Source organism: Hymenobacter sp. H14-R3 (genome assembly GCF_030063445.1).
Classification (GTDB): Bacteria; Bacteroidota; Bacteroidia; order Cytophagales; family Hymenobacteraceae; genus Hymenobacter.
This window is the reverse complement of record NZ_JASITD010000001.1, coordinates 388147-408921: the sequence shown is the minus strand read 5'-3', so window position 1 is coordinate 408921 and position 20775 is coordinate 388147. Positions and strand designations below refer to the sequence as shown.

Annotated in this window: 21 protein-coding genes; 15 read left to right on the top strand and 6 right to left on the bottom strand. The window is 58.5% G+C overall.

Annotation, left to right across the window (positions count from 1 at the left end; genetic code table 11):
* The first annotated feature begins 117 nt into the window (after positions 1-117).
* From QMK33_RS01860 to QMK33_RS01790, 15 genes are all read left to right on the top strand, one after another.
* A complete protein-coding gene (locus QMK33_RS01860) occupies positions 118-1137 on the top strand; it encodes a hypothetical protein (RefSeq protein WP_283562842.1) in 1020 nt (339 codons plus the stop codon).
* 38 nt (positions 1138-1175) lie between these two features.
* Positions 1176-1637, top strand: a complete 462-nt coding sequence (locus QMK33_RS01855) for a GatB/YqeY domain-containing protein (RefSeq protein ID WP_283562841.1) — start codon at positions 1176-1178, stop codon at positions 1635-1637.
* Positions 1638-1727: 90 nt separating this feature from the next.
* Complete coding sequence (locus tag QMK33_RS01850) at positions 1728-2249, top strand: CvpA family protein (protein WP_283562840.1); 522 nt, start codon at positions 1728-1730, stop codon at positions 2247-2249.
* 33 nt (positions 2250-2282) lie between these two features.
* Complete coding sequence (locus QMK33_RS01845) at positions 2283-2897, top strand: anthranilate synthase component II (RefSeq protein ID WP_283562839.1); 615 nt, start codon at positions 2283-2285, stop codon at positions 2895-2897.
* Between the two features lie 109 nt (positions 2898-3006).
* Positions 3007-3810: an alpha/beta fold hydrolase gene (locus tag QMK33_RS01840; protein WP_283562838.1), complete on the top strand. Its 804-nt coding sequence runs from the start codon at positions 3007-3009 to the stop codon at positions 3808-3810.
* Positions 3811-4034: 224 nt separating this feature from the next.
* The gene (locus QMK33_RS01835) at positions 4035-4712 is read left to right on the top strand and encodes a CBS domain-containing protein (RefSeq protein ID WP_283562837.1); all 678 of its coding nucleotides are present in this window, start codon (positions 4035-4037) and stop codon (positions 4710-4712) included.
* 63 nt (positions 4713-4775) lie between these two features.
* The gene (locus tag QMK33_RS01830; protein WP_283562836.1) at positions 4776-6281 is read left to right on the top strand and encodes a BamA/TamA family outer membrane protein; all 1506 of its coding nucleotides are present in this window, start codon (positions 4776-4778) and stop codon (positions 6279-6281) included.
* Positions 6282-6306: 25 nt separating this feature from the next.
* Positions 6307-7206 carry an NAD kinase gene (locus QMK33_RS01825; RefSeq protein WP_283562835.1) on the top strand — a complete coding sequence of 300 codons (900 nt, stop codon included), beginning with the start codon at positions 6307-6309 and terminating at the stop codon, positions 7204-7206.
* 135 nt (positions 7207-7341) lie between these two features.
* Positions 7342-8235, top strand: coding sequence for a DUF6089 family protein (locus tag QMK33_RS01820; RefSeq protein WP_283562834.1), 894 nt, complete (start codon positions 7342-7344; stop codon positions 8233-8235).
* A 107-nt stretch (positions 8236-8342) separates the two neighbouring features.
* Complete coding sequence (gene porG / locus QMK33_RS01815; RefSeq protein ID WP_283562833.1) at positions 8343-9041, top strand: type IX secretion system protein PorG; 699 nt, start codon at positions 8343-8345, stop codon at positions 9039-9041.
* Positions 9042-9195: 154 nt separating this feature from the next.
* A complete protein-coding gene (uppS, locus tag QMK33_RS01810) occupies positions 9196-9942 on the top strand; it encodes an undecaprenyl pyrophosphate synthase (protein ID WP_283562832.1) in 747 nt (248 codons plus the stop codon).
* Positions 9943-9957: 15 nt separating this feature from the next.
* Positions 9958-12471: an outer membrane protein assembly factor BamA gene (gene bamA, locus QMK33_RS01805; protein ID WP_283562831.1), complete on the top strand. Its 2514-nt coding sequence runs from the start codon at positions 9958-9960 to the stop codon at positions 12469-12471.
* 166 nt (positions 12472-12637) lie between these two features.
* Positions 12638-13360, top strand: coding sequence for an OmpH/Skp family outer membrane protein (locus tag QMK33_RS01800; protein WP_283562830.1), 723 nt, complete (start codon positions 12638-12640; stop codon positions 13358-13360).
* A gap of 58 nt (positions 13361-13418) precedes the next feature.
* Positions 13419-14051: an OmpH/Skp family outer membrane protein gene (locus QMK33_RS01795; RefSeq protein ID WP_283562829.1), complete on the top strand. Its 633-nt coding sequence runs from the start codon at positions 13419-13421 to the stop codon at positions 14049-14051.
* 82 nt (positions 14052-14133) lie between these two features.
* Positions 14134-15234 (top strand): RluA family pseudouridine synthase, encoded by a 1101-nt coding sequence (locus QMK33_RS01790; protein ID WP_283562828.1) that lies wholly within the window; start codon positions 14134-14136, stop codon positions 15232-15234.
* A gap of 58 nt (positions 15235-15292) precedes the next feature.
* Here QMK33_RS01790 and QMK33_RS01785 read toward each other — a convergent pair whose 3' ends face one another.
* From QMK33_RS01785 to QMK33_RS01760, 6 genes are all read right to left on the bottom strand, one after another.
* Complete coding sequence (locus QMK33_RS01785) at positions 15293-16921, bottom strand: tetratricopeptide repeat protein (RefSeq protein ID WP_283562827.1); 1629 nt, start codon at positions 16919-16921, stop codon at positions 15293-15295.
* A 74-nt stretch (positions 16922-16995) separates the two neighbouring features.
* A complete protein-coding gene (locus tag QMK33_RS01780) occupies positions 16996-18015 on the bottom strand; it encodes a PstS family phosphate ABC transporter substrate-binding protein (protein ID WP_283562826.1) in 1020 nt (339 codons plus the stop codon).
* Positions 17999-18259: a hypothetical protein gene (locus tag QMK33_RS01775; RefSeq protein WP_283562825.1), complete on the bottom strand. Its 261-nt coding sequence runs from the start codon at positions 18257-18259 to the stop codon at positions 17999-18001. The genes QMK33_RS01780 and QMK33_RS01775 overlap by 17 nt, the downstream gene beginning before the upstream one ends.
* Before the next feature lie 128 nt (positions 18260-18387).
* A complete protein-coding gene (locus QMK33_RS01770; RefSeq protein WP_283562824.1) occupies positions 18388-19218 on the bottom strand; it encodes an energy transducer TonB in 831 nt (276 codons plus the stop codon).
* A 178-nt stretch (positions 19219-19396) separates the two neighbouring features.
* Positions 19397-20221 (bottom strand): energy transducer TonB, encoded by an 825-nt coding sequence (locus QMK33_RS01765; RefSeq protein ID WP_283562823.1) that lies wholly within the window; start codon positions 20219-20221, stop codon positions 19397-19399.
* Positions 20218-20772 (bottom strand): ExbD/TolR family protein, encoded by a 555-nt coding sequence (locus tag QMK33_RS01760; RefSeq protein WP_283562822.1) that lies wholly within the window; start codon positions 20770-20772, stop codon positions 20218-20220. The genes QMK33_RS01765 and QMK33_RS01760 overlap by 4 nt, the downstream gene beginning before the upstream one ends.
* Positions 20773-20775 lie beyond the last annotated feature (3 nt).

Genomic DNA, 20775 nt, shown 5'->3' with positions numbered 1-20775 from the left:
CCGCTGCGCGGGCTGGCTGCCCGAGGTGGGTGGCGTGGGCAGTGCAAGGTACATTTGCTGGCCGGCTGCGTGTTGCACAGCGCCCAGCTTTCACTACCTACCCAAACCAGCCAGACCATGACTAGTTCGTCTCGCGTTCCTGTTCGCTTAGGTCCGGTGCTACTTTTTGGGCTGCTGGCCATATTGGTGGTGGGCATCGAAAACGCCATTATCCATCGGGCGGCATTTAGCCAGCGTCCGGCGCTCTCCGTGGGCGTGACGGTTGATTTGCTGGTGGGCGTGCCCGTGCTGTTCTACTTTCTGGTAGTGCGGCCCTACCGCTTGTCGCCCATTAGCCTGGTAGCCGTGCTGGGCGCTTGCCTGGCCTTGGCTGGCTGGCTGCTGCCGGCCGCCCAGCAGGGCCCGTTGCGCGCCCTGTACCTGCTGCCCGCCCTGCTCGAAGCAACTGCCCTGGGGCTGGCGGCGTGGCGGGCCCGCCGCCTCGTGCGGGCCTATCGGGCCGCCTATGCGCAGGAGCCGCGCATCTGGCCCAGTGTGCAGGCTGCTGTGCGGGCACTAGGGCCCGTAGGCGAGCTGCTGCTGGCCGAGCTCACTGTGCTGCGCTACGCCGGCCTGGGCTGGTGGGCCGCCCCCCGAGCCCCGGCCCGGGCCACGGCTTTCAGCAGCTACCGCGAGTCAGGGTTTATGGCGCTGGTTGCCACTGCGGCGGCGGTGCTCACGGTCGAAGCCACCTGCGTGCACCTGCTGGCGCAGCACTGGTGCCCGCGCCTGGCCCCGTGGCTGCTGTTTTTAGACTTGTACGGTATCGTATTTCTGGTGGGCCATGCCCAGGCGGTACGCTTGCAGCCCACGCTGCTCACCGCCACCGAGCTGCGCATTCGCATTGGGTTTGTGTGGGAGCTGACTGTGCCGCGGGCCAGCTTGCTAGCCGCCGAAGTGCTGCGGGAGGCCCCGGACCCTGGCACGGGCATCCTTAGCCTGAGCAAGCTGCTGTTTGCTACTCCCAATCTCCTGTTGACCTTTGCCGAGCCAGTGGTAGTCACTGGCCCGTATGGCATCCGCCGTACGGCGCAGCGCGTAGCCGTATACTTCGACCAGCCCCGGCAATTCATCGCCGCAGCCGGGCTACCTGCTTAATTTCTTTACGCGCTAACCCGCCCTAATTCCTCCCCAAAATGCCTCTCAAGGAAACCATCGACGCCGGCATCAAACAAGCCATGCTGGCCAAAGACAAAGTGCGCCTCACGGCCCTGCGCTCCATCAAATCGCAAATTTTGGTGGCCGAAACGGCCGAAGGTGCCAGCACCGCCGGCCTCACCGCCGACCAGGAGCAGAAGCTGCTCATCAAAGCCGCCAAGCAGCGCCGCGACTCGGCAGCTACCTATAAGGAGCAGTTCCGCTCCGACCTCGAAGAAACCGAGCGGGCCGAACTCGCCATTATTGAAGAGTTTTTGCCCAAGCAGCTCACCGAATCTGAGTTGGTAGAGCGGCTCGTCGGCATTATCCAGCGCGTGGGCGCCACCGGCCCCTCCGACCTGGGCAAAGTGATGGGTGCCGCCCGCGAGCTGGCCGGCCAGGCCGATGGCAAGCGCATCTCCGAAGTAGTTGGCCACCTGCTGAATAACACCAACTTCTAATAATCAGGCATTTAGAATGAGGAAGTTAGCATAGCCGCCTAAAGGTATTTCATTCCTCATTTTAAATGCCTGCTTGCCAAGCAACCAAACATGACTCCGCTCGACCTGCTGCTGTTGCTGCCGCTGGCTGTAGGCACCTTCCGGGGCTACCGCCACGGGCTGGTGCTGGAGGCGGTGTCGCTGCTGGCCTTTGTGCTGAGCGTGGTGGGCGGCCTCAGCCTGCTGAGCGCCGCCATTCCAGTGGTGCGCGGCTACGTGGGCGAGTTGTTTGGCCTGCTGCCGCTGGTGGCGTTTTTGCTGGTGCTGGTGCTCATTATGTGGAGCGTGCACCTGCTCGGCAACCTGGTGAAGAAAGCCGTGCACCTCACCCCGCTCGGCGTGCTCGATAACTTATTGGGGGCCGCCGCCGGGGGCATCAAGTGGCTGCTGGGCCTGAGTTTGCTACTACACGGCACCTCCCTGGCGGGCCTCAGCTTGCTGGCGCCCAGCCTCACGGCGGGCTCGGTGGTGCTGCCGTGGGTGGTGCGGGCCACGCCGCTGGCCTTGCAGCTCACGGCGTATGCGTTGCCCTTTGCCCGCGGCCTGCTCGCCCGGTTAAAGGCTGCTATGTAAGCTGATTAACCAATGGATTGTGCCGAGCGATGCTTGCTAATCACTCAACCCGAAGTAGGTACGTTGAAAATTCTGCTGCTCGATAGCTTCGACTCCTTTACCCATACGCTGGCCGACTACCTGCACCAGCTGGGAGCTGACGTGCTGGTGCGTCGTAATAATCTGTCAATCAACGAGTTAAATAACCTGGATGTATCTGGTATCGTGCTGTCGCCGGGGCCCGGTACGCCCGCCTCGGCCGGCAACCTGCTGGCCGTTATCGCGCACTACCATCAGCGCCTGCCCATGCTGGGCGTGTGCCTGGGGCAGCAGGCGCTGGGCGAGTTTTTTGGGGCCACGCTGCGCCGGGCCGCCCGGCCCATGCACGGCAAGGTATCCGAGATTGAGCTGCTCGGCAACGACCCCTGGCTGGCCGGCCTGCCCCGGCGGCAGCCCGTAACGCGCTACCACTCGCTGGCCCTGGAAGCCAGCACGTTGCCGGCCAGCCTACGCCCGCTGGCCGTGACGGCCGATGCCGACCGCGAGCTCATGGCCCTGCGCCACGCCACGCTGCCGCTCTACGGCGTGCAGTTTCACCCCGAGGCCCTGCTCACGCCCCACGGCCGGCGCTGGCTGGCAAATTGGATGACCTGTTGTAACATTGCATAAGTCGGTTTCCTGATTTTTGCGTACCTGATTACGCACCTAAGCCGGCCTCGCAAGCCTAGGTTCGCCGAGCCGCCAGCCAAGCGCTTCACAACCAGCCCCCAGCACGCATATGGAACTTCGCCGCCAGCATCAGCACGGGTTTGACTACGTCGACGAGGGCCAGGGGCCCGTGTTGCTGCTGCTGCACGGCCTGTTTGGCGCGCTCAGCAACTGGGAAGAGGTGGTAGCCGAATTTTCGACTGACCACCGCGTTATCATCCCGGTGCTGCCCGTGTACGACATGCCCCTGCTGCAAGCCACCGTGCCCGGCCTGGTCGAGTACGTGGCCAGCTTTGTAGAAAAGCTGCGGCTGCCGCCCGTGTTCACGGTGCTGGGCAACTCGCTGGGCGGCCACGTAGCCCTGGTATACACTTTGCGCAACCCCGGCCGCGTGGGTCGCCTGGTGCTCACCGGCAGCAGCGGCTTGTTTGAAGATGGCATGGGCGGCTCCTTCCCCAAGCGCGGCAACTACGATTTTGTGCGCGAGCGCGTGGGCTATACCTTTTACGACCCCGCCGTGGCTACCAAGGAGCTGGTCGATGAGGTGTTTGCCGTTACCAACTCCAACGCCAAGTGCCTGCGTATGATTAGTATTGCGCGCTCGGCCCAGCACCACAACCTGGCCGGCGACCTGGACCGCATTGCCGTGCCCGTGCTGCTCGTGTGGGGCCTCAACGATACCATTACCCCGCCGCCAGTAGCCCACGATTTTGAGCGCCTGCTGCCCCAGGTCGAGCTCGGCTTTCTCGACCACTGCGGCCACGCCCCCATGATGGAGCGCCCCCACGGCTTCAACCGCTACCTGCGCCGCTTCCTGCACCGCACCGCCGCCGCCCAGCCCTCGCTCGTAATTGCCACCCATTCAGCGCGCTAGCTGAGGCGCTGGTCGAGGACCGGCGCGGTTTTTGTTCCGGGAGGGCAACCTTTCTCCCCCCTTCGTAGTCCTACCTTCGATATCCTCACGCCACGTTTTTTGCCCGGCAGCCGCTGGCCCTCAGGCAAAAAGCTGCGCCGAAGCCCACTTGCTACTGGTGGGTATCGGGTTGTTTCTGGTTGGCTGGTATACTGTTCATTACCCGCTATTTAGCCCGTGTATCTATGCCTGCTCTACTCGCCGAAGACCTGCTCAATCAGATGATTCCGCCACTGAAGGCTACCGATACCACGGCCAAGGCCGCCCGGTGGCTGGAAGAATTTCACGTGGGCCAGCTGCCCGTGGTGGCGGGCCGCCAGTACCGGGGCCTCATCACAGAGCACGACCTGGCCGACTACGAAAACCCCGATACCCAGCTCGCCGACCTGGCCCTGGGCTACGGCAACGTGCACGTGCAGCACGACCAGCACTTCTACCGCGTGATGGAGCTGGCCATTGAGCAAAAGATTCAGCTTGTGCCCGTGCTCGACGAGCAGCACGAATACGCGGGCGTGGTAACGGTGAGCGACGCGCTGGCCGCCTTCGGCCCCGTGCCCGGCCCGTCGGGCCAAGGCAGCATTCTGGTGCTGACCATGGAGGAGCGCGACTACTCGCTCTCGCAAATCAGCCGCTACGTGGAGGAGAACAACGCCAAGATTCTCTCGGCCCACGTTATTGCCGATGAGCACGACCCCTACCGCATCCGGCTCACGTTGCGCCTCAACACTGACAACCTAGCCCGCATCACGGCCACGCTAGAGCGGTTTGGCTACGTGGTGTCGGCGCAGTTCAGCGGCGCGCCCGCCGTAGACGAGGGCGAGCAAGAGCGTTTCGACGCGCTGCTGCGTTACCTCAGCGTCTAACTTTGCGGGGTGAACTACCGCCGCCGGCTTCCTTTTTTTAATGCGCTAAGCTGGTTGCTCCTTTTGGGATTGGGGCTGTTGCGGCCTGCGCAGGCCCAAACGCGTCTGCCCCCGGCCCTGCCGCCCGACAGCCTCCGCGAGCTGAGCCAAGAGCGCCGCCCGCCCGCCCTGGCCCCGGTAGTAGCCCCCTCCGACACGCTGGTGCGGGTGGGGGCGTGCCCCGGCGCCAAAATTCGGGTGTCCGCCATTCTGTTTGCCGGCAATGGCCGCACCCGCGAGCGCACGCTGCGTGCTGAGCTCGACATCCACGAGGGCGACTCGCTGGTAGTGGCCGACCTGCCCGCTCGCCTCGAAGCCAACCGGCGGCGGCTCTATAACCTGCAGCTGTTTCATGCCGTACTGGCGCAGGCTAGCTGCGGGGGTACGGGCCAGCTCACCATCCTGTTCAGCGTGCAGGAGCGGTGGTATATTTTGCCCACGCCCATTTTCTCGCTGGCCGCGGCCAACTTCAACGCCTGGCTTGACCGCGCCGACCGCTGGCAGCGCCTCGACTATGGCCTGCACCTCACCGATACCAACTTTCGGGGCCGCGCCGAGCAGCTTACGGCCAATATCCAGTTGGGCTTCAACCGCAAGTACGAGCTGTTCTACGAAGCACCGGGCCTGGGCCGGCGGCGGCGGGTGGGCGTGGGCTTCGGCATTTCGTATTACCAAAGCCGCAACCTCGACTACAATACCTTCAACGACCGGCTGCAGGGCCTGCCCGAAGCCGAAACCGATGCCTTTCCTATTCAGCGCTTTTACGTATCGGGCGGCCTGCGGCTGCGTCACACCGTGCAGCTGAGCTCAGCCTTCGATGTATCGTTCCACCGTGAGCAGGTCAGCGACCTCATCTACGCCCTCAATCCTAACTACTTACTGGGTTTGCAGCAGCGCCAGTACCTGGAAGCCAGCCTGATAACCACTAATAACAAGCGTAATACCTTCGCCTACCCGCTCACCGGGCAGTTTTTGCAGGCCGCGCTCACGGTCCGGCAATTTGTGGGCCCCGAGCGCTCGCCTGCCTACGCCACGGCGCGGGCGCACTACGCCCGCTACCTCAGCTTAGGGCATGGCTTCTACTACGCCGTGGGCCTGGCGGCCCAAACCCGCCTGTTTGCCCCCAGCCTCGCCTACGCCGATGCGCGCAGCTTCGGCTACGATGCCCTGGTGCGGGGCTACGACCGCTACGTGGTAGCAGGCCGCACCTACGGCCTGGTGCAGCAAGGCTTGAGCCTACGCGCCTGGGCCCCACCGCCGCTGCGCATCCCGTTTATTAATGACCCCAAAGTCAACACATTGCCTCTAGCCATGTACCTCAATGCCTTTGCCGATGCCGGCCTAACCGGGGGCGAGCTAGGCTGGCATCGGCCGGCCAGCAACCAGCTACCTAGCCAGTTGCTGGCATCAGTGGGCCTGGGCCTACATTTGGTAACGTACTACGACCGGGTTTTTTGCTTTGAACTGACGCGGACCCTCACGGTTTATCCCACCACGGGAATTTTTCTGCGAACCTCATTTCCCATCTAAGTGCCCTGTATATTAAGCTTTTGTTATGAAAATCGCTATCTTAGGTAAGCCATTTGACGAGGCAGTGGGGCCTTTCCTGCAAGCCATGCTCGATGAGCTGGCCGCCCGCGGAGCCGAGGTAATCGTGGTGGAGGCGTTCCGCGAGTACATGGATGCCCGCCTGCGCCTACCCCCTGGCACGGGCAGCTTCCGGCGCGGCGACTCGCTCCGCGGCGTGCAGTTTGTGCTCAGCATCGGCGGTGATGGCACGTTACTTGACACCGTTACCTACGTTGGCGCGCTCCAGATTCCCATCCTCGGTATCAACACCGGCCGGTTGGGCTTTCTGGCGCCCATCAACCCCGACCATATCCTGCAAGCAATCGATGCGCTGTTCAAAGGCCACTTTACCCTCGAAGACCGCAGCCTGCTGCGCGTCGATACCGACCCTGACGTATTTGGTGACCTGAATTTTGGGCTCAATGAGTTCAGCATTCTCAAGCGCGACTCTTCTTCCATGATTGCCGTGCACACCTACATCAACGGCGAATACCTCAATTCCTATTGGGCTGATGGCCTTATCGTTTCGACGCCCACGGGCTCTACTGGCTATTCACTCAGCTGTGGCGGCCCTGTAATGTTGCCGCAAACCAACAATTTTATCATTGCGCCCGTATGCCCCCACAATTTAAATGTTCGCCCACTTATCGTATCTGACCAAAGTGTTATTTCCTTTGAGATAGAAGGACGTGCTACCAGCTATCTATTAGCGCTCGATTCGCGCTCCGTTCCTATCGAAGCGAGCGTGCAAATGGCCGTTCGGCGTGAAAATTTCAACGCTCGGCTAGTTAAACTTAATCACGTCAATTTCTTAAGTACTTTGCGCAACAAGCTAAACTGGGGCCTTGACCGCCGTAATTCGGCGACGGCTACCCGGCTAAAATAGTGCAAAAAGCGGTACGAAAAAATTATGTAAATTTTTTTAGTTCCCTTTAGGCCTTACTTTTGTATTCGCTGCGAACCACGTTCTTCCCCGTTTCGCGCCTCACCTTTGCTCGACAAACTCTCTACACTGCGCCTTATGACTAAGTTTTTCACATATTCTACGGCTCTGCTTGCAGGAATTGCCTTACTAGGCTCGACGCAGCATGCCGAAGCCCAGCAGTTCAGCAAGCGTAAGCAGTACACCACTATTGGTGTAAGCCTTAATGCTATGAACTACTTTGGTGACCTCAACCCGGCCACCAACTTTGCCTCGTTTCACGCCGGCGATACCCGGCCCAACATTGGCCTCAATATCACGCATCGCTTCTTCCCCCGCATATCGGGCCGCTTTGCCGTTGCCTATGGTCGCATCACGGCCGAAGACAACAAGAATGCCAAGCCCGACGATGCAAATGCGATTTACCGCTATACCCGGAATATGAACTTCCGCAACGATATCTACGAAGCTTCAGCCGTGGTTATTGTTGACCTCATCGAGAACCGTAATAACTACCTCAAGCGTCCCGACTTCGTGCCGTACGTTTTCGGTGGCGTTGCGGGCTTCCACCACAGCCCCGAGGGCAAGAACCAGAACGGTACCTACGTCGATTTGCAGGCGCTGAAAACGGAAGGTGTTGATTATAGCAAATTCCAGTTCTCTATACCATTTGGTGGTGGTGTGCGTTACCGCATCAACCGCAACCTGGATGCTTCCTTTGAAATTGGTTTCCGCAAAACGTTCACTGGGTACCTGGATGACGTGAGCAGCAACTACGCTAACCTGTCTGGTGCTTCGGCCGATGCGCAGTACTTTGGTGGTTACAATGGTGGCGTTATCCCCGGTGGCATTACCAACACAACTACCGGACGTGCCGGTGGCTTCCTGCCGGGTGCCAAGCGTGGCCAGGGCAAGACGGACTGGTACACGGTGACCGGTTTCTCGCTCAACTACATCCTGAACCCCAAAATCAAGAACCCCAAGTTCCGCTAGGCCTCATCGGCTGGCTGGACATTCATTTTACAGTCTGCTGCATGACCGTTTTCCGGTTTCCCTTCGCACTCCCTGCTGGCTTGCTGCTGGCGGGGAGTGCGTTTTTTTTGGCCACTCCTGCTTTCGCGCAGCATACCAGCGAGCTAGGTATTGGGGTGGGGGCCACCAACTACAAAGGTGAGGTGTCGCCCCAGTTTCAGTGGCAGAATAGCCGGCCGGCCCTCACGGTGTTTTACCGCCGCGATATATCCACGCCCGTCACGCTGCGCGCCAGCCTAACCACCGGCTTTTTGCGGGCCACCGATGCTAATGTGGAAGGCGTAGGGGGCACCACGCCCCCGCTTCAGCAATATCGCCAGCTACGGCTGACGGGCGGCCTGGTAGAAGCCTCGGGTGTAGTGGAGTATAATTTCCTGGACTACCACAGGCGTAAGGACCAGCACCGCGCGCATTTCTCCCCCTATCTTTTTGCCGGGCTAGGCGTGTACTTCGCCAATACAACCGTGCGTAGCGATAACCCTGACTTACAGGCCGATTTCAACCGGCAGGGCAGTAAAGTGGGTATTGCTATCCCAGCGGGCGCGGGGATAAAAATTGCGCTCAACGAGCACTTCAACCTGGGAGCAGAAATAGGCGCGCGCAAGACCTTCACTGACCAGTTTGACCATACCGGCGACCAGTCACCGCTACTCGTGAACAGCCACGACCAGGATTGGTATTATTATTCGGGCATCAGCTTGTCTTATACCTTTTATAAAATACTCTGCCCCACTCCTTATAATAACGACAAGAAGCTGCTGCGCTAAACGAATGTCGTGGGGCAATTGCTAAGGTAACCTTTTTAGTATAAATACTTTAGGCAAGTAACCGGAAGGGCTTTTTTCCTTGGTTATTTACCGGGGCAGGGGTATACTGCAACCCTTTGCGTAACTTGCGGCCTCTTATACGCAAACCGCAACAATGGCCGAACGGTCCGAAATCGACCTCTCTAATATTCCAGCCCATGTGGCCGTTATCATGGATGGTAACGGGCGGTGGGCCAAGCAGCGGGGCGGCCTGCGTGTGTTTGGGCATCAAAGTGGTATCACGGCGGTGCGCGATACGGTGGAGGAAGCTGCCGAGCTAGGGGTTAAGTACCTGACAATGTATGCTTTCTCTACCGAAAACTGGAGTCGTCCGGCTTTTGAGGTGACGGCGCTCATGCAATTGTTAGTGCATACTATTCGCAAGGAAACGCCTACGCTGCTCAAGAATAGTGTGCGCCTGCAGGCTATTGGGCAGGTAAGCAACCTGCCCGACAGCTGCCAGCGTGAGCTAGCCGAGTCGATAGAGCTAACTAAGGCAGGAACCCGCATGACGTTGGTGCTGGCTTTGAGCTACAGCGGCCGTTGGGACCTGACCCAGGCAGCACAACGCCTAGCCACCGACGTGGCGGCCGGCGTAGTGAAGCCCGCCGATGTAACCGAGCAAACTGTAACGAACTACTTGGCCACGGCCGGAATGCCTGACCCCGAATTACTTATCCGCACCAGTGGCGAGCAGCGCATTAGTAATTTTCTGCTTTGGCAACTCGCTTATACGGAGCTCTATATTACCCCCGTGCTGTGGCCCGATTTTCGGCGCAGCCATTTTCGCGATGCCTTGCTGGCTTACCAGGGCCGGGAGCGCCGCTTTGGTAAAACCAGCGAGCAGCTGTCGATATCCTGATTTTTACTTAGCAGAATGATGCGTACTAACTTACGTAGTGGCTTATTTGGGGTGTTATTGGCAGGCGGTACGCTACTTGCCGTGCCAGCGCTTGCGCAGGAGGCGACTCCTACGGCCGAAGAGTCGCGTAAATACGAGCTAGGCGGCATCACCGTAAGCGGTGCCCGTTACCTGGACCCTAATACGCTGATTGGTCTTTCGGGTTTGCGTATTGGCGACATGGTGAACGTGCCGGGTGATGATTTGGGCAAGGCCATTCGCAAAATATGGGCGCAGGGTATCCTGGCCGATATTTCGGTGAGCATTGCGCGCACCGAAGGGAATAAGATTTTCCTGGATTTTAACGTGCGGGAGCGGCCGCGCCTCTCCAAGTTCTCTTTTGAGGGTATCAGCAAAGGGCAGGGCGAGGAGATTGAGAAGAAAATTAAGCTCATCCGGGGCAAGGTGGTAACCGACGCGTTGCTGTCGAATACCCGAACGCAAGTGCGTAAGTTTTACACTAACAAGGGTTTCCTCGATACCAAGGTGGTTATCCGCCAGGTGGCCGACTCAGCGCTTTCCAACAGCGTGGCCCTGAAAATAGACGTGGATAAGGGCCAGAAGGTCCGCATTCACGACATTGAGTTTGAGGGCAACGAGGCGTTTAAGGATGCCAAGCTGGCCAAGCAATTTAAGAAGACCAAGGCCCGCAAGTCTTATAAAATTCTGACTCCAGGTAAGTTTCAGCGGTCTGACTTTGAAGACGATAAGAAGAAGCTGGTTGACTTCTATAATGACCAGGGCTACCGCGATGCGGTAGTCGTATCCGATACCATTGAGCGGGACGAGAAAGGGCTGATTGTCAAGCTAAAGGTGAATGAGGGGCGTAAGTACTACTTCCGCAATATCACCTGGGCCGGCAACTACCTCTACGACAGCAAAACGCTGTCGTCGGTGCTGGGCGTAAAACGAGGCGCTGCTTATAGCAAGGAAAGCCTCGACAAGCGCCTGCACTACAACCCCACAGGGCAGGATGTAGAGTCGCTCTACATGAACGACGGCTACCTGTTCTTCCAGCTCGACCCGGTGGAAACCAAGGTGGAGGGTGACTCCATTGATATTGAAATGCGCATCACGGAGGGCGTACAAGCCCGGGTGAAGGACATCAATATTTCCGGCAACACCAAGACTTCGGACCATGTGCTGCGCCGCACGCTGCGCACGTTGCCGGGCGACAAGTTCAACCGCGAACTGCTCATTCGCTCGCAGCGCGAGATTGCCACGCTGGGCTACTTCGACCCCGAAAAAATTGGTATCAACCCCGTGCCCAACCAGGCCGATGGTACCGTAGATATCAACTACACGGTGGTAGAGAAGCCGTCGGACCAGATTACGCTTTCGGGCGGCTGGGGCGGCTACGCAGGCTTTATCGGTACGGTAGGCCTAGTGTTCAACAACTTCTCGCTGCGCAAGGCGGGCGATTTCCACAACTGGACACCGGTACCGGCCGGCGATGGCCAGCGCGTGGCCCTCAACGTGCAGGCCAACGGTTTCCAGTACCAGGCGTATTCGTTCAGCTTTACCGAGCCGTGGCTGGGCGGACGCAAGCCGCAGTCGCTGTCTTTCAGCCTAAACCGAAGCATTTCGCGCCTGGGTACCAATTTCGACGCCACGACTGGTCAATTCATTAAGGTAAACAGCGCCACTATTGGCCTGGGCCGCCAGCTGCGCGTGCCAGATGACTATTTCTCGCTCAGCAACTCGCTCTCGTTCAGTCAGTACCAGTTGCAGAACTACGCCATTTTTGCTGACTTTACCACCGGCCGGGCCAACAACATCACGTTCAATACTACGCTCTCACGCAATAGTATTGACAACCCGACCTACACGCGGCGCGGCTCGTCGCTCAGCTTGAGTGTGAACCTCACGCCGCCTTACTCGGCGTTTCCGGGCGCGCACCCGAATACCTACGAGTGGGTGGAGTTTCACAAGTGGATGTTTGACGCCTCGTGGTTTACGCCCATCGTAGGTAAGCTGGTGCTAAACACGCGGGCGCACTTTGGCTATATCGGTACTTATACTAAAGACCGAGAGCCAGGGCCTTTCGAGCGTTTCAAAATGGGTGGTGCGGGCCTGGGCTACGGCGGCGGTGGCTCGTTCCTGGTGGGCACCGACTACATTGGTCTGCGCGGCTACGACGACCCCAACGGTGCCTACGCCATTCCGACGGCCCAAACAGGCAAGAGCGGCGGCGTAGCCTACAACAAGTACGTGGCCGAGTTGCGCTACCCTGTGAGCCTTAACCCCGCCGCAACGGTTTATATCTTGGGCTTTGCCGAGGCCGGCAACGCGGCCGATATCTACAGCCAGTACAACCCTTACAAGCTGTACCGCTCGGCAGGCTTCGGGGCCCGAATTTTCATGTCGGCCTTCGGCTTGCTGGGCTTCGACTATGGCCGGGCGTTTGATACGGTAACGCCACCGCTCAACACCAATACGCCGCAGGACTTCAATCACTTCCACTTCATCATTGGCCAGCAGATTCGCTAGCTAGCTGCGGGGCTGAACGTTTTAGCCCTTTTTGTTGGTTTACCTAGTTGGTTGAGAAGCCAGCGGTGCTACCCTTCAGCTAACGAATAGACTAAACCGTTTGGCCCGTTCGTTGCTACTACGCTGCCGAAGCTGATTTCGGGCTGCTTTCTCCCTTTTCCTGCCCATGACCCACATTGCGCGTTCCCTGCTGGCGCTGGCGCTGCTTTTGGCCTGCGCTCCGGCTTGGGGCCAGAAATTCGGCTATATCGACACCGAGTTTATTATGGGCAAGATGCCGGAATACGCGCAGGCTCAAACGGAACTGGCAAAGTTGACCGAAACCTGGCAGAAGGAGATTGAAGTTCAGAAGAAGGACCTTGATAAGCTTTACCGCACCTACCAGGCCGAAGAAGTGGTGCTGACGGAGGCGATGAAAAAGAAACGCCAGGATGAGATTCTGAAAAAAGAGCAGGATATTAAAGCGTACGAATCCAAACAGTTTGGCTACGAAGGCCAGCTGTTTAAGAAACGCGTCGAATTAAATAAGCCTGCCCAGGACAAGATATTTGACGCCGTAGAGAAAGTGGTGAAGGCGCGGAAGCTGGACTTTATGTTTGACCGTAACGGCGACCTGACCATGCTCTACGCCAACCCCACGCACGATTACACCGAATTTGTGCTGGAGGAGCTGGGTCTGGGCTCGCCTACCCGCAACCAGCCCGGCCCTAAAGGCCCCGTAAAAACGGTGAAGCCTCCCAAGACGCCCACGGCCAGTGCCGACCCGGCCTTCGAGTCGGATTCGGGCACGCCCGACCCGGCCAGCACTACCGAAGCCGCTGGCGCTACCAAGGCCCGCCCTACTAAGGGCGCCAAGGCCACAAAGGCTGTTGCGGGCGAAAAGCCCTAACTGCCTTAACTTTGCAACCAGATTTTTTTTAAGACCCTTGACCTTCTTCGTAAACCGCGTGAAAAAACTTCACCTGACCTTCGCCACCGCACTACTCGTTGCCGGTTCTTTCTTCGCTTCCAGCGCCCAGGCGCAGGCCCCGCTCAAAATCGGCTTCACCAGCGTAGAGTACGTTCTGAGCCAAATGCCCGAGAGCAAGCAGATTGAGTCGGACCTGAAAACCTATGGTACTCAGCTCGAAGCGCAGCTGAAAAGCAAGCAAGCGGCTTTTCAAACCAAGCTCGATGCGTACCAGAAAGGTGGCGCGGCGATGACGCCCGTAGTGAAAGCCGATACGGAAAAGGAACTGCAAACCATGCAGCAGGGCCTGCAGGAATTTCAGCAGACGGCCCAGCAGTCGATGCAACAGAAGCAGCAGACGCTGTTGCGCCCAGTGCTTGATAAGATTCAGAAGAACATTGATGCCGTGGCTACCGAAAACGGCTATACCTATGTGCTGAACTCAGACTCGGGCAGCAACCCCATCCTGTTGCACGGCCCCAAGGACGGCGACATCTCGGACATTATCCTGAAGAAAATGGGCATTACGCCTACTGCGGCTGCTCCGGCACCTACCACGCAGGCTCCTAAAACCCAGGCTCCTATGGTGCCGCCCGCTCCCGCTGGCAAAACGAAGACCAAGAATAAATAACGCTCTGCCACTTAGTGGCCAAAAAGCCGGAGCCTGTGGCTCCGGCTTTTTTCGTGCCTATCTTCTTATAGAATAGCTACTTATGCAAGTACCGCCCGCTGCTGACCTCGACCCTGCCGAGCTTGACCCCATCGAAATAAACGCCGACCTGCTACCGACTGACGGAGAGGACGAGGAGGGGGAAGGTGATGAGCTATATGAGCACCACCGCTTTGTGGGCGACCGCAAGCAGGAGCCGATGCGCCTCGACAAGTACCTGCTCAACCGCCTAGCCAACGCGTCGCGCACCAAAATTCAGGATGCCATTCGGGCCGAAGCGGTGCAGGTGAACGGCCGCGCAAGCAAGTCCAGCTACCAGGTGCGGCCGGCCGATGTTATTACCATCGTTCTTTCGGAGCCGCCGCGTATTGGCAAGGTTATACCGCAGGAAATGCCTCTGGATATCCGCTACGAGGATGACGATGTGCTGCTGGTAAACAAGCCCCCGGGCCTAGTGGTGCACCCCGCCTATGGTCACTGGGAGGGCACACTGGTGAACGGCCTTGCTTACCACCTCGCCAACCTGCCCACGGGCCGCAACGGTGAAGTACGCCCCGGCCTGGTGCACCGCATCGACAAAGACACGTCGGGTCTGCTGATTGTGGGCAAAACGGAGTGGGCCATGACGCACCTCTCGCAGCAGTTTTTCCACCACACCATTGAGCGCGCGTACTTGGCCTTGGTCTGGGGCAAGTTTGAGGAAGATGAGGGGACCATAACTGGCCACATCGGCCGTAGCCTGCGCGACCGTAAGGTGCAGGCCGTGTACCCCGATGGCTCGCAGGGTAAGCACGCCATCACGCACTACCGCGTGTTGCAGCGCTTCGGCCCCGTCACGCTGCTGGAGTGCCGCCTCGAAACCGGCCGTACGCACCAGATAAGGGCGCACATGCAACACATTGGCCACCCGCTGTTTAACGATGCCGTGTATGGCGGCAGTCGCATCCGGGTAGGGCAGTCTATTGGTAGCTACAAGTCTTTTGTGGAGAACTGCTTTGCCCTGCTGCCCCGGCAGGCGCTGCACGCCCGCTCGCTGGGCTTTGTGCACCCCACTACCGGCGAGCACCTGAGCTTCGAGATGGAGCTACCCGCCGACTTTGCCGCCGTGCTGGCCAAGTGGGAAACCTGGGCAGCCGCCCAGTAACGCAAAAAGCCCCGACGTTGTAGCAGCGTCGGGGCTTTTCACTATTGGCCGTTAGGCGTTACTTCTTCTTAGCGGTCGTGGTTTTCTTAACCGTAGTAGTGCGTGGTACCCCTTTGATGATTTTCATCGCGTTGGTAGCATCGGCATTCGTGGGGTCAAGCTCCAACACCTTCTGGTAGTAAGGCGTGGCGGCTGCCTTGTCACCCTTTTTCAGGTTATAGTAGCCGAGGTAGTTGTTGCTTTCGATTATGCCACCGCGGTACTTGGTAGGGTCGGCGCTGGCTAACTCCAAATACTTCTCATAAAACGGCTTGGCTGTGCCTTTAGTCGATTCGGGGTCGAGGCCGAAGTTGGCTTCGGCACGGGCCAGGTAAGCCGGTACGTAGGTAGGCTTGGCCGTAATGATGATATTGTACACGCTGTCGGCCTGCGCGTACTGCTTGGTGCTGCTATACGCGCTACCCAAGCGGAACTGGTCGGCCAGGTCGCCGTAAGGCGTAGCCACAATCTGCTTCAGCGTCTTGATGGCGTTAGGATAATCTTTCTGCGAGTTATAGGCCGTATACAGGTCGTGCATCACCTCATTCTTCTTGGCCGGGTCGGTAGTGGTAGCTACCGACTTCTGCAGGATGTCGACGGCATCGCCACCCTTGCCCATTTTCAAGAGAATTTTGCTGCGATAAGCATTGTCCTCGGACAATACCTTGTCGGCGGGCGCAATTTTCAAAAACTGGTCCATTGCGGCCAATGAGCCGGGGTAATCACCGGTTTCATATAGGTTGAACGCCTTCAAGCGGTTCATAGTGAAGTTGTTGGGCTCTACGGCCAAAACCTTGTTCACCTCTACCAGCGACTCGGGGTACTTTTTGCTCAAGTACAGGAAGGAAGCATACTCGGCATCCGTAGTGCTCGACTTCTCAGCCATGCCCTTGTACTGCTCGAAGGTGCTTACCGCCTTTTCGTACTGGCCGCTCGAAAAATACATCTCTGCCAGCTCCTTGTAGGCCGGGGCATACTGCGGGTTGATGGCGATGGCCTTATCAAGGTTGGATTTTGCGTCGGCACCATTACGGCTACGTACGTTGAGCACCCCTTTTTTATAGAATGCTCCGGCATCCTGCGGATTGGCAGCCGTAGCGCGGTCGAAGCTACTCATAGCTTCGCCACCACCTTGGTCGGTGAGCAAGTAGATGTCACCACGGGCTACCATCAGCGTCGGGTCATCCTTGCCCTTGCTCAAGGCTTCAGCCGTCTTCACGTAGGTGAGGGGCTTGGTGATGTCTTTTACGTCTGATTCGCCGTAGGCCTGCGCAATCATAGTCAGCACCTTGGTATCCTTATTTTTGGTGGCTTTGGCGGCCGCCTCAAACTTGGCTTCGGCTTCAGCATTTTTACCTTTGGCGAGCAGGGCCCGTCCCTCAGCTACCATACCGGCGGGCGTAGCGCCCCCGGCCCGGTTGAAGTAGTAGGCGGCTGAATCAGGTATTTCGCGCATCTGATAGAGGCGGCCCAATTCAAAGTTGGCTTCGGGCGAGCTAGCGCCCCGCAACAGCCCGCGGGCTTCGTTATAGCGCTCCAGCTCAATAGCTTTCTGGGCAGAAGCAACATTCTGGGCGGTGGCGGCCGTAGCGCCGGCCCCTACGGTGAGGGCGGTCAGCAGCAGCGGTTTCCAAGGCTTAAGAGGCATAAGAAGGGAGGGAAAAGTTAAGATTAGGTGAAAGAGAGTGTGGCGTTATTACGCGATTAAGGCCAAGGTAGTTCCTATCGCTTGTTGGTGGTCACGATGCGGGCCTGCATATTGGCCGGCATCAGCCCCGATTTCTGGAAGATGAGCTGGCCCTTTTGCCCAGCAATGAAGGATACAAAACCCGAGCCTAAACCCGCGCGCGCCTCGCGCTTCACGGCATAAATATTACGGCGCAGCGGGTAGTTCTGCAACTCAGGGTGGGCCTTTAGCAACTCCGCCGATTTAGGGGCTAGGTATACCTGGTAGGGCTGAATAAAATCGTCTTTGGTGGGGTTGGGCCTGGCCGTAATGCCCGCCACCCGAATGCGCTTCAGAAAGCCCCGCACGGTGGGGTCGTCGAAGTCGGAAATCCAGTTTACGCCTACCACGCCCACTGCGTTGGGGTGCGTGGCCACGTAGTCGAGCAGCTTGGGGTTAGACTCTGCTGCGAAGGCCTTGGGGCTGAGGGCGGCCCCCATCAGCAGCGAGTCCTTGATAAAGCGGCTGGTGCTGCTGCGGTTGGCATCAAACACTACGTTTACGCTGCCCAGCTTCTTCTGGCCGCTTACCTGGCTCCATTGGGCCGTTTGGCCCCCAAAAATACCGCGCAGCTGCGCCAGCGTCAGCAAAGAGTCGGGGTTAGAAGGATGCAGAATGATGGCCAAGCCATCGATGCCGATGGTGGTGGTGATGGGTACCATTTGCTGCTTGTCCATCTCCACGACTTCGGCCGCGTTCAGCATGCGGGCGGCAATGGCCACTTTCACCTTGTCGTTGAGCAGGTCGAGAAAAACGCTGTCTTCGGGCTGGTACGCTACCTTGAGGTGAGCATCGACGTAAAGCTTCTGAAACGTATCGACCTGCGACTGCATCACGGGCGCAAACGTTTCGTCGACGCTGATGCCCACGTGGCCGCTGGTGGGCGTGTCCGTAAAGTCTTCGCTGGTACCAGCCGAGCGGTCGGGGTGGCAGCCCGGCAGCAGGCAGGCCGCCAGCAGCAGGGCCCCCAGCGCGGCGCGGCCGGGCTGGGGCGAGGGGTTAGTTGAGGTCGTCATCGGGCGGGGGCTGGCGAAACTGGGTGCGGAAAGTGCGCACCAGGCGGAAAATTCCATAGAGAACAAAGATGGCGGCCAGCGCGAGCCGCATGTTTGGGCCAATCTGCAACAGAGCGCCAGGCTGCGCGGGAGTAATCCAAAGAAAAACCCCGAGCCCAATGGGCAGCGCCGACCGCACAAGCGCAAATAAACGCGGCACCGATAGCGGGGAGCCCAGCCGGTCTTTGGTGGAGGGAGCAGGCATGTAGTAGGAAGTGAGGTGAATACCGATAACCCACGCCGAGCCCCGATTTGTTCGGGCCCGGCGTGGGCTGGCTATCAGACTGCAAAAAAGGCTATAAAACCCGGCTTTCCTACAACGCTAACTTGCGGCTATTGGTATTGAAAGGTAATCGGCAGGGTAAAGCGCACTGGCACGGCGTGCTTGCTTTGGTAGCCGGGCGTCCAGGCGGGCATCTGGCGCACTACGCGCAGGGCCTCCTCATCGAGGCCGTAGCCCAGGCCTTTGAGGATAGTTACCTCTGAAATTACACCATCGGCCCCTACCACGAAGGTCAGAAACACGCGGCCACCCACGCCCTCGGCCAGCGCCTTGCCGGGGTAGTGCAAATGGCTGCGCAGGTACTTGAGCAAGGCCGCCTGCCCGCCCGCAAATTCCGGCATCTTTTCCACGTATACAAAGGGCTCGGTCGAGGCCGGGGCAGTGGTAGCGGTGCCCGGGCCGTCGCTGTCAACTGCGCCGGGTAGCGCGGTAGGGTCGCCCAGTGCCGTTGCCCCTGGCGTGGCGGGGCCGGTGGGGCCATCTACTACATCGGTAGGCTGCGGGGGTGTGAGATGCGGCTGGGGCAATTCTACTTTGGTTACTTGGGTGGGGATGGCCGGGGCGGGGTGCATAGCCGCGGCCCGGGCGCGGGGTGGCGCCTGCACCGCCACCTTGGGCTTTTCGATAATTGTTGGTGGGGTAATATCTATCGGCATCAGGCAAACAGGATTAGAAACAATTGCCGCAGCCACCGGAGTAAAGTGCTGCACGGCCACCCAACCCAGCCCCAGCACCGCGCAGAAGGCCAGCGTGAGGCCCCCGGCCGAAGTAAGGTTGCGCTGGTAGTCGTGGCGCAACTGGTAGGCCCCGTAGGCCTGGTTGCGGCTTTCAAAAACAACCTCATCGAGGCTATCGGTTAAAAAAGATGGAAGCAGTGACATACAAAAAGGATGAAAAATGAGGGAAAGGCCACCAGTATCACCCGGCTACTAAACTGATGCCGACCCCGGTCTTTTTGCACATCATCCGCTCACTTATTTCTACAAAAAAGCCAGACGCTAAAACGTAAAAAAGCCCTGACTACCAAGTAGTCAGGGCTTTTTGCACAAGCTGGGTAGCTTATTGAATCTTGTAGGTTACCGGTACGGTAAACGATACCTTCACTGCCCGGCCGTTCTGCTTGCCAGGAATGAATTTTGGTAGCGTTTTGATGGCCCGCATGGTTTCGGAGTCAATCGTGCCGCTCAGGCCTTTCACGATTTTCACATCCGATACATCGCCGTTTTCATCAACTGTGAAGCTGGCGAAAACTTTGCCTTCTACCTGGTTGCGCAGGTCAGCAGCGGGGTAGCGCACGTTTTTCTGGATGGCATTTACAATGGCACCCATGCCGCCGCCACCGGGGAGGGCTGGCATTTGCTCTACGTAGGTGTAGACTTTGGTTTCTACTACCTCTTCTACCACTTTGTTGCCTTCGCCGCTCAGGCCGCTCAAGTCGGGGGCGTCCGTGTTACCTTTTACGGTTACGGTAGCTACCGTCTTGTCTTCCAGCTCTTTCTGGTCGGGCACCTCTTCCTTCTTCACTTCCTCATCCTTTTTTACCACCGGGGGGGTAAACTTGATGGTGGTCAGCTTGGGGGGCGGGGGTGGTGGCGCTTCGGGGGGCGGGGGCGGGGGCGGGGGCTTGGTGTTGTCCAGGGGAGGCGCGTCCATGAGCACGTTCTCCTTCAGGTTCAACACCTCCTTGGGCTTGCGGTCTTCCAGCATCTTGGCGATGGCCGGAATAAATACCAACAGCGCCAGAATGGCCGTGCCGATGACGATTGCCCGCGTTACGTTGCGCCCATAGACGCGACGTAGCTCAAACGCGCCATACGCTTTGTTACGCCCCTCGAATACGATGTCGTTCAAGCTAGCCTTGGCTAGCTGCGCATTATCCATCATAGCAGGTTCTGTTTTTTAATGAGGTCAATGTCCTTCTTTGAGATGTCAATCAGCGCATACTTCTTCTGATTGGTGATGTTCATCTCGTCCAGAATATCTACCATGTTCTTGTACTTCGCCTGCTTGCCATCGTTGACATAGGGCTCGATAAGAATGATAGGCTCTGGCTGTTGCTTCTGACGGGCGAGGAGTACCTGGCGGATACCGTTGGCCGAAAAATCGGTCACTTTAATCTCGGGTACGGCCACGCTTTTGTCATTAGGCTCGTTCAGGCCGAAGTAGTAAAACACCTTGTCGTCGGGGGCCAGGATGATAGTCACGGCCTGCGACGCTTTGATTTTGGTCTGCTCCTCGGGGTTCGGGTTCTTCTCCTTCACCGGCATCGTGAGCTGCATCACGTTGGGCTTGGCGAAGGTAGTGGTGAGCATGAAAAAGGTCAGCAGCAGGAAGGCCAAGTCTACCATGGGCGTCATGTCGATTTTGGTCGACATTTTCTTTGCCCGTTTCTTGCCTCCCTTACCGGAGTCGCCTTTTTGTTGGATTTCTGCCATGAT